The sequence below is a fragment of the Roseateles asaccharophilus genome (genome assembly GCF_031458115.1).
GTDB lineage: Bacteria > Pseudomonadota > Gammaproteobacteria > Burkholderiales > Burkholderiaceae_C > Pelomonas > Pelomonas asaccharophilus_A.
On record NZ_JAVDXV010000016.1, the window covers coordinates 1 to 8,959 of the forward strand.

Here is an 8,959-nt window from a genome sequence, read left to right on the forward strand (position 1 = left end):
TCCCGTGTGAAAGTAGGTCATCGTCAGGCTATTATTCAAGCCAACCCCCATCAGTGAAAACTGGTGGGGGTTTTGCTTTTGGCGAATCGAAAACAACAGCGCTCGCTCTGAAATCGAAGGGCTAGGGACTGCTAGCTCAGACCCTTCGGTGGTGAGTCATTCATCAGGCGTGATCTATGGTTTTTACGGGATTCGAGCTTGGACAACATTGGCGCGGATCTCCGTTGGAAGAGCGCTGTAGTTGTCGATGCTGCGCTCGCCGGTTTGCAATCGGAGGGCCAGGGGCGAAATCTTTTCACCAGCCATCAGCAGCTGCTTGATTGAGTTCGGCCATCAATTGCGCGCATGTCTCGCGTGATGGCCTGCCCACGAGGAGGCAACTGCGCTTTGCTGGCATGGTGCGAATGAGGCTATGGGTTCGGCAACTGACTAGCGTGCCGGAAGCAGTGCGTCCCGTACGAAGCGCACTAAGGCGCGCGCGGTCTCCGATCCGGCGGGCGAGGGCAAGGTCAGCGCCTGAACGGTATCCAAGCCCACCAACAATCGCCAGCCCGGCAGCACGTTTCGCAGCGGGAGCGCCGCGCCAATGGTCATTTCGTCATCAGCCTGCAAGGCAGCCACGGGCTCGACGCAGAAATCCGGTGCAATGACGATGCCCGCCCCGTGCCGGGCCAGCGCGATCAGCCCATCAAGGTCGCTGCCCCACGCCACCGCCTGCAGCGTGACATCCTCTCTTTGGCCGTCCGCATGCAGCCATTGGCCTGCGAATGGTTCCTCACTCTGACCCAGCAGCAGGACGGCTGCCATGGCCAGGCCCTGTGGCGTTTGATACACCTGATGGCCTGCACCGCCATAGGCGCGGACCTCAAACCCCAGCACTGGCTGGGCGACCCATGTCTCGGGTGGCTTGCTGGTGACGCGGAAGGCGATGTCCACACCTTCGCGCAGCAGGTCGACGCGGCGATCGGTGAAGAAGAGCTCGTAGCGAACCGCTGGATGCAAGGCCTGGAAGCGCGCCAGCAAGGGTGCCAGCACATGGCGGCCGAAACCAGCGGTGGCGCTGATGCGGATCGTGCCGTCGAGCTGGTCGCGGGTCTGGCGCAAGGCCAAGCGAGCACTCTCAGCCGCCTCACGGACGGCTCGCGCCCGCGCATGCAGGCGGCGACCGGCCTCGGTGAGACCCAGGCTGCGTGTGCTGCGAGCGAACAAGGTCAGGCCGACGGCGTTCTCAATGGCGGCGATGCGGCGGCTGATGGCCGCACGCGTCAGGCCCAGGTCTCGGGCCGCCTGCGCGAAGCTTCCGGCCTGGGCGATGCGTGCAAACAGTTCCAGGGCGTTGGCATCCAAGGCCTCCTCGGCGACGGTCTGTCGGCGTCTGCCAATATTGGGCGGTTTGGCTTCGTTTGTTGACATCTGATTGACGATCTGAGGCCTGCACGCGATCTACCAGCCGGAAAGTTGCCAATCTAGACTGCCTTACGTCACGCCGCAAGTGCGCTGAACCGAAGGTCATCCGATGTCCACACTGCCCCTGACTCCTTCCGACGCTTTGCCCGCCCGTGCTCCAGTCACGGTGGCGTCCGACGATGCCAACACCATCCGCGCGAGCGAGCTGCTGCAGGTTCGGGTAGCGCTCACGCCGCTGCGCTGCAGCGACGGCCGCTTGCTCGCCGCGCAGTGGTTCGAGCCGCCGGCCGCCGTGGGCGTGAAGGCCGTGGCAATCATCGGCCCCGCAACGGCGGTGCCGGCCAGCTACTACCGCGGCTTTGCCGAATGGATGGCGCAGCGGGGCTATGCCGTGCTGAGCTTTGACTATCGCGGCATCGCAGCGTCGCGCGACGCGCTGCACCCCGGCGAGGACGTGCGCTTGCGTGACTGGGCACGGGTGGACATGGCCGCCGCGTTGCATGCGGCGGATCGTCGTCGATGCGAGGAGGCGGAGCGCCAGGGGCGTGCACTGGGCCTGCTGTGGGTGGGGCATTCGCTGGGCGGCAATTCCGTGGGTCTGGTGCCGGGCTTTGTCGAGAAAGTGGATGCCGTGCTGGGCGTGGCCGCGCAGGTGGCCTATCTCGGCCACTGGTCGGGTTTCGCCCGCGTGCAGGCCTGGGTGTTCTTTCATTGGATGCTGCCGCTACTGGTGCGTCTGTTGGGGCACGCGCCCGGTCGCGTCCTGGGCCCGCGCGCACAGGACCTTCCGGCCGGCGCGGCGTTGGAGTGGGCGGCCTGGGGGCGCATGCCCGGTTTCCTATTTGGCGACGAAAGCCTGGCGCGCGAGCGCTCGTACCACCGCTTCGACGGCACCGTGCATCTGTGGAGCATCACGGACGACCATCTCTTCGGCCCGGCGCCGGCCGTGGATGCGCTGGCCGGTCAGTTCAGCGCTGCGCAGGTGCAGCGGCATGTCGTGTCACCGCAAGAACTCGGCGTGAAGAAGATCGAGCACTTCGGCCCCTTCCGCCGCGAACTGGGCGTCAAGCTCTGGCCGCGTCTGCTGGAACCCATCGAGGCGGCCACGCCCAGTCTTGCTGTGCGCTTGCACTCGGCGTAAGCACCGCTGCGGTGCATCCGCGACGGGACTACCGTCGCGTCATGATCGAGGATCGCTTCCTGGCCGACAACGCCGCACTCCTGCGCCCACCGGTGCAGTTCTATTTCGACTTCTCCTCCCCCTATTCCTACATCGCGTCCGAGTGGATAGAGGCGGTGGCGGCACGGCATGGCCGGCGCGTGCACTGGCACGCCATCCTGCTAGGCGCCACTTTCCAGGCCGCCGAACTGCGGCCGCCGGTCGAGCATCCGCTCAAGCGCGACTACGCGTTGCGCGACTTCGAGCGCTCCGCGCGCTTTGCCGGTTTGCCCTACCGGCTGCCCGAAGCATTTCCGATTGCGACCCAGCAGGCGGCGCGCGTGTTCTGGTGGCTGCAGGCCCAGGCGCCCGAGCGAGCCGTCGCGTGGGCCCATGCCGGGCTGCGGGCCTACTTCACGCGCGGTGTCGCGCTCAACGACGCCGCCGCACTAAAAGCCTTGCTGGCCGAGTCCGGCATCGACGCAGAAGCGGCCGAGGCTGCGTGGAATGATCCCGCGTGGAAAGCCAAGCTGAAGGCCGAGAACGACGCCGCCATCGCGGCGGGCGTGTTCGGCGCGCCCTACTTCATCGTGGACGGCGAACCCTTCTGGGGCAACGACCGGCAGGCACAGATCGAGCGCTGGCTGGCCAGCGGCCCCTTCAAAGGCATGACCTAGAAACCACGGTCACGGTCGCGTCACGACCCGCCGGCAGCATGCCGGCATGCCGACGACGCAAGACACCACTGCCGCCGCCGACACGCCCACGCTGTCGGTGCGCACCGTCTGGATCTCGGACCTGCACCTGGGCACGCCCGGCTGCCAGGCCAAGGCCCTGCTGGACTTCCTGCGCGACGTGGAGTGCGAGACGCTCTACCTCGTGGGAGACATCATCGACGGCTGGCAGCTGCGCCGCAGTTGGTACTGGCCGCAGGCGCACAACGACGTGGTGCAGAAGCTGCTGCGCAAGGCGCGCAAGGGCACGCGAGTCATCTTCATCCCCGGCAACCATGACGAGTTCGCGCGCAAATACCTGACGCACAACTTTGGCGGTGTCGAGGTGATGGAAGAGGCCATGCACGTGACCGCCGACGGCAAGCGGCTGTGGATCACGCATGGCGACCTGTACGACGGCGTCATCCAGTGCGCGCGCTGGCTCGCCATCGCGGGCGACCTGGCCTACGAGTTCACGCTGAAAGTCAACCGCTGGTTCAACCGCATCCGCGCCAAGTGCGGCCTGCCGTACTGGAGCTTGTCGCGCTACCTGAAGCACAAGGTCAAGCGCGCGGTCAGCTACATCAACGAGTTCGAGAACGCCGTCGCGCGCGAGGCCAAGAAGCGCGGCGCGCAAGGTGTGGTCTGCGGCCACATCCACCATGCGGAGATCCGCGAGATCGACGGTGTGCTGTACTGCAACGACGGCGATTGGGTGGAGAGCCTGACGGCGCTGGTCGAGCACTTCGACGGGCGGCTGGAGATCGTCGACCGCGGCGACCAGGCTGCGCTGCCGGGCATGCTGCCGGCGGGCAAGGCCAAGCCGGCGGCACCCGTACCGCTGCCGGTTCCTGCGACCGTGACGGTCGCGGAACCGGACACCATCACGAGCTGATCTTCAGCAGCGCCTGTCCGGCGCGAATCCGCGCACCGGCAGCGATGCCTTCGGCCAGCTCGAACCCCTTGGGCACGAACACGATGATGGTCGAGCCGTGCTCGAACCAGCCCATCTCCTGGCCTTTCACATGCGGCGCCGAACAGGGCATCTCTTTGGCACCCTTGTGCCCGACATGCAGCAGAACGTTCAGCCAGTGCAGTCGGATGCTGGCCACCAGCACGGCCGCCACCGGCACCAGCGCGATGGGCTGGCCCCCCGTCAGCCGCATGCGAACGACCGCGCGCTCGTTGCGGCAGAACAGCCGCTCCACGCGCTTGAGCGCCACCGGATTCACGTTCCAGGTGTCGCCGCTCAGGTAGGTCACATGCTCCACCGTGCCGTCGGCCGGCGCGTGGAAGCGGTGGTACATGACGGACGTGAGGCGCAGTGTGATGAAGCGGCCGCCTTCGAAGACGCTGGCGTCCTGTGTCGTGCCGAACAACTCGGCCGTCGAGTATGGAAAGCCCTTGGCCTGATAGACCTGGCCGCGCTCGACGACGCCCGTCGCACCGACGATGGCGTCGCAGGGGCTGGCGAACACGTCCGTGCGCATGTCGAAGGGGCGCGCACCGTCCTTCAACTCGCGCGTGAAGCAGTCCTTGATGGACGTGAAGCGCTGCTTCTTCGCTTCGCTGAGGTCCAGCGGCGTGAACAGTTGCCACAGCTTGAGCGCCACGTGGGTGAACGCCGGGCTCTCGATGTTGGCGATGCGGCCCATCAGCCTTGTCGCGGCGATGCGCGGGATGCGGTTGGTCAGCAGGAAGTTCAGGTCTTCCTGCGCGCCCAGCCGGGCGAGCCATCCACGCGCGTCCTTCGCGCCGGCGTCCAGCGGGCGCGCTGCTTCTTGTGTCTTCATGCTCAGAACTTCTGATCCAGCATCTCGCGGAACAGGCTGCGGCGAATGGCCTTGGCCGTCAGCTCGGGGGCCGTCCACCACCAGCCATCCGCCTGCATCTCATTGCAGGCAGCAATGAATCGCTCCATCACCTCGGCGAACTCGGCATCGCCGTAGTTCAGGCTGAAGATCAGCCGGCCCGTGCCCACCCAGCTCAGCGCCAGGCCGTGCTTGCGCAGGTAGAACTGCAGCATCCAGTGGTAGCGGCCAGGCTGGTCGTACATCACCGTCCAGATGGTGGACAGGTTGGCCATGCGCACCGGCGCGCCGGCCGCCTGCAACCGCGCGTTGAACTCTGCGCAGCGGGCATTCCAGCGCTCGTCCAGGCCGCTGTAGAGCGCCTTCACATCCGGTCGCTCGATGCGCCTCAGGAAGGACGCCATCGCCGCCACCACGTACGGATGCGCGTTGAACGTGCCGCGCGCAAAGCAAATATCCGCAGGACGGTCCTCGCGGTAGCGCTGCATCAGCGCACGGCTGCCGCACACCACGCCCACCGGCAGCCCGCCGCCCAGCGTCTTGCCGTAGGTGACGAGATCGGCCTTCACGCCGAAATACTGCTGCGCGCCGCCGGTGGCCAGGCGGAAGCCGACGAAGACCTCGTCGAAGATCAGCACGATGCCGCGCGCGGTGCAGACCTCGCGCAGCCGCTTCAGCCACGCCGTGTAGGCCTCGCGGTCATAGGCCGCGCGGCGGCTGCCGTCGATCAGCGCCGAGTCGCCCGGCGCGTTCACGTTGGGGTGCAGCGCCTGCAGCGGGTTCACCAGCACGCAGGCGATGTCACGACGCGTGGCCAGCACCTTCAGCGAGCGCTCGGCCATGTCTTGCAGCGTGAAAGTCTCGCGCGGCGGCAGCGGGTTGCCGGGGCCGGGCTGCACGTCTTCCCACCAGCCGTGATACGCGCCGGCAAAGCGCACCAGGCGCTTCTTCTTCGTGTGATAACGCGCCAGCCGCACTGCCTGCATGACGGCCTCGGTGCCGCTCATGTGGAAGCTCACCTCGTCCTGGCCCGAGATCGTCTTCAGGCGCGAGAGCACGTCCAGCACGCAGGGGTGATAGGCGCCCAGCACCGGGCCCAGCTCGCGCGCCGTGGTGACGGCTTCGTCTATGCACTCCTTGTAAGCGTCATAGCCCAGCACGTTGACGCCGTAGGAGCCCGTCAGGTCCATCAGCCGGTTGCCGTCCAGGTCCTCCACCCACACGCCGTCGCTGTGTTGAAGGAAAGCGCCCACCTTCACGTGGTCGCGCAGCACGGGGCTGAACTGGAAGGGCACGCGGTAGCGGCCGGTGAACTTCAGGTCCGAGATGGCGTCGCGTGCCTGTTCGGTGGCGGCCAGCGTCCTCGCAAAGCGCGTGTCGAACTCCGCGCCCAGGCGCTGCAGCGCCGCCTTGCGCTGCGCCGCCACATCGGCCGGTGCGCCGTCGGCAGAGAAGAACTGCGCCTCGTCGTACGCATAGCCCGGCACCCAGCGCGCCAGCCGCTTGGCCATGCGCGAGTGGCCGGCGAGGGACCGGTGCTTGGCGCGCGACAGCTCGATGCGCCGCTTCGCAGCAGGCAGCAGCGCGAGGGCGCCGAGTGCCAGCGCCGACAGCGTGAAGGCTTCTTCCATCAATGCGCCTGGCCTTGGCCCACGTGGTCCATCGGGTCGATCAACTGGCCGCGCAGCAGGTACAGCGGCGACTTCCAGTACAGCAGCACGTCGTGGAAGGGGTCGGTGATGATCTTGAAGCCCCAGGCCAGGCCCTGCATCAGGCTCTGCGTGATCCACAGCTGCACGACGCGGAACACCAGGCCCGTCACGCCCAGGCAGAACCAGGCCATGCCGACGTCCTCGATGAAACCCTTGAAGCCGACGCCGGGCTCGATCAGCCCGCCCAGCGACGGCGACAGCCACAGCACGGCCGGCAGCGCGACCCATACGGCCATCAGCACGATCTTGCGGCGGATGTTGTAGCCAATCTTGATCTCTTCCTTGTACTCGTCGGTCGCCTGGTTCACGTGGTCGTAGCCGCGCGGCTCGAAGAAGAAATGACCCGCCTGGCGCGTCGTCATCGACACGCACCAGGCCAGCAGCGCCGACCACGCCGGGTTCACGAACAGCAGCGCATACGACACCAGGAAGCTCAGCGCGCTGATCAGGTGCAGGCTCTGGTTGATGCGGCTGTGGTGGTAGTAGCGGTGGTCGTCCCAGCGCTGCGTCTTCAGGGTTTGGAAGAACTCGTTCACGTGTCCCGTCCTCGTGTTTGGGTGGAGAGCGGGCCGGATGGTGGGGCGCTTGCGTGAAATCGGCGTGACGGTCCGGCGTTCATCGTTCTGTCGCATGAACTGCAGACCATCCACGCCATGAACACCGCCGACGCTGATGACATCCTGGTTGATGACCTTCCCGCGCCGCGCCATTCGCGTCGGCTGGCGGTGGTCACCGAAACCTATCTACCCGAAGTCAACGGGGTTGCCATGTCGATGGCACGCGTCGTGGATGGCCTGAACCGCCGCAATCACGACGTGCAGCTGATCCGCCCGCGGCAGTCCGCCAAGCTGACGGTGCCATCGAGCGGCAAGCCCGCCGTGGACGAAGTGCTGACCAAGGGCCTGCCGGTGCCGCTGTACCCCAATCTGCGCATGGGCGTGCCATCCAAGCGGGCGCTGGTGAAGCTGTGGTCGCTGAAGCGGCCGGACGTCGTTCACATCGCCACCGAAGGACCGCTGGGCTGGTCCGCCCTGCAGGCCGCGCAGCATCTGGCGCTGCCGGTCACGTCCGACTACCGCACCAATTTTCACGCCTACGGCAAGCACTACCGGCTGGGCCTGCTGAGCAAGCCCATCATGGGCTATCTGCGCAAGTTCCATAACCGCTGCGACGCGACCATGGTGCCGACCGAGTCGCTGCGCACGTTGCTTTCAGAGCGCGGCTTCGAGCGCTTGTCGGTCGTGGGGCGAGGTGTCGACGCGCAGCGCTTCGATCCCGCGCGCCGCAGCGAGGCGATGCGCCAGGGCTGGGGTGCGGAGCCGGGCGATCTGGTCATGGGCTACGTGGGCCGCCTCGCGCCCGAGAAGAACCTGGGCGTGCTGCTGGCCGCCTACGAGGCCGTGAAGGTCGCGCAGCCCCGCGTGAAGCTTGTCTTCGTGGGCGATGGCCCGATGCGTGCCGAGTTGGTCGCACGTGCACCGGAGGCGGTGTTCGTTGGCCAACGCAGCGGCGATGATCTGGCGGCGCACTACGCGGGGCTGGACCTGTTCCTGTTCCCCAGCCTGACCGAGACCTTCGGCAACGTGACCACCGAAGCCATGGCCAGCGGCTGCGCGGTCGTCGCGTTCGACAGCGCGGCGGCGGGCGAGTTGATCCGCAGCGGCGTGAATGGCTGGCTGGCCGGTCCGGGGCGCGAGGCTGACTTCGTGGCCGCCGTGCGCGTGGCCGCGTCCGACGCCGCAGCGCGGCTGGCGGTTGCCGACGCGGCGCGGATGACGGCGCGTCGGCTGGATTGGGCCGACATCACGGCTCGGTTCGAGTCGGTGCTGGAGGGCGCTATTGTGCGGGGCGCGTGTGCGGACTCAGCGAATGCAAAAGCGTTTCGACGCGACAGCGTGCCCTTCAATGTCACGTCTTAAAACCGGGTGGGCTTGCAAGTCTTGGATTCCTTGGCAGCGGGAATAGGAGTTGAGCGATGCCCACCGCCGTCGATAGGCTGAAGATGAAAGACTTCACCACTGCATGCTTGACGGCCAGACCTGAACTGGACCTCGTACTGTTCACCGTAAGCAGCCAGCGAACACATGTTGACCGCTGCAGAGCGTTCGGTCAGATGGCTGGCACCCAGTGATGAGGCAGCAACTCGTCGATTGCGCA

General features: G+C 66.6%; 8 protein-coding genes and 1 pseudogene. 4 read left to right on the forward strand and 5 right to left on the reverse strand.

Features of this window, described 5'->3' with window-relative positions; all coding sequences use genetic code 11:
- Positions 1-429 precede the first annotated feature (429 nt).
- Positions 430-1,413: a LysR family transcriptional regulator gene (locus J2X21_RS27050; RefSeq protein ID WP_310333264.1), complete on the reverse strand. Its 984-nt coding sequence runs from the start codon at positions 1,411-1,413 to the stop codon at positions 430-432.
- Between the two features lie 103 nt (positions 1,414-1,516).
- Between J2X21_RS27050 and J2X21_RS27055 the strand changes: the two genes are divergently transcribed.
- From J2X21_RS27055 to J2X21_RS27065, 3 genes are read left to right on the forward strand one after another with little or no spacing between them, the layout of a single operon-like run.
- Complete coding sequence (locus J2X21_RS27055) at positions 1,517-2,548, forward strand: alpha/beta hydrolase family protein (RefSeq protein WP_310333265.1); 1,032 nt, start codon at positions 1,517-1,519, stop codon at positions 2,546-2,548.
- 41 nt (positions 2,549-2,589) lie between these two features.
- Entirely contained in the window at positions 2,590-3,243 is a 654-nt protein-coding gene (locus J2X21_RS27060) for a 2-hydroxychromene-2-carboxylate isomerase (protein WP_310333267.1), read from the forward strand.
- 46 nt (positions 3,244-3,289) lie between these two features.
- Positions 3,290-4,174 carry a UDP-2,3-diacylglucosamine diphosphatase gene (locus tag J2X21_RS27065; protein ID WP_310333269.1) on the forward strand — a complete coding sequence of 295 codons (885 nt, stop codon included), beginning with the start codon at positions 3,290-3,292 and terminating at the stop codon, positions 4,172-4,174.
- On the opposite strand, the gene asd is transcribed toward J2X21_RS27065, so the two are convergent.
- Genes asd through J2X21_RS27080 form a run of 3 tightly spaced genes read right to left on the reverse strand, consistent with a single transcriptional unit; the run spans position 4,164 to position 7,338 of the window.
- Positions 4,164-5,072 (reverse strand): archaetidylserine decarboxylase, encoded by a 909-nt coding sequence (gene asd, locus J2X21_RS27070; protein ID WP_310333270.1) that lies wholly within the window; start codon positions 5,070-5,072, stop codon positions 4,164-4,166. The two genes, J2X21_RS27065 and asd, sit on opposite strands and share 11 nt — an antisense overlap.
- Positions 5,073-5,074: 2 nt before the next feature.
- Positions 5,075-6,721 carry an aminotransferase class III-fold pyridoxal phosphate-dependent enzyme gene (locus J2X21_RS27075; protein WP_310333271.1) on the reverse strand — a complete coding sequence of 549 codons (1,647 nt, stop codon included), beginning with the start codon at positions 6,719-6,721 and terminating at the stop codon, positions 5,075-5,077.
- The gene (locus tag J2X21_RS27080; RefSeq protein ID WP_310333272.1) at positions 6,721-7,338 is read right to left on the reverse strand and encodes an Mpo1-like protein; all 618 of its coding nucleotides are present in this window, start codon (positions 7,336-7,338) and stop codon (positions 6,721-6,723) included. The genes J2X21_RS27075 and J2X21_RS27080 overlap by 1 nt, the downstream gene beginning before the upstream one ends.
- Positions 7,339-7,455: 117 nt before the next feature.
- Between J2X21_RS27080 and J2X21_RS27085 the strand changes: the two genes are divergently transcribed.
- Positions 7,456-8,721 (forward strand): glycosyltransferase family 4 protein, encoded by a 1,266-nt coding sequence (locus J2X21_RS27085; RefSeq protein ID WP_310333273.1) that lies wholly within the window; start codon positions 7,456-7,458, stop codon positions 8,719-8,721.
- Here J2X21_RS27085 and J2X21_RS27090 read toward each other — a convergent pair.
- Positions 8,718-8,959 (reverse strand): annotated as a pseudogene (locus tag J2X21_RS27090) (hypothetical protein); the annotation flags it as partial. The gene J2X21_RS27085 and the pseudogene J2X21_RS27090 overlap by 4 nt on opposite strands.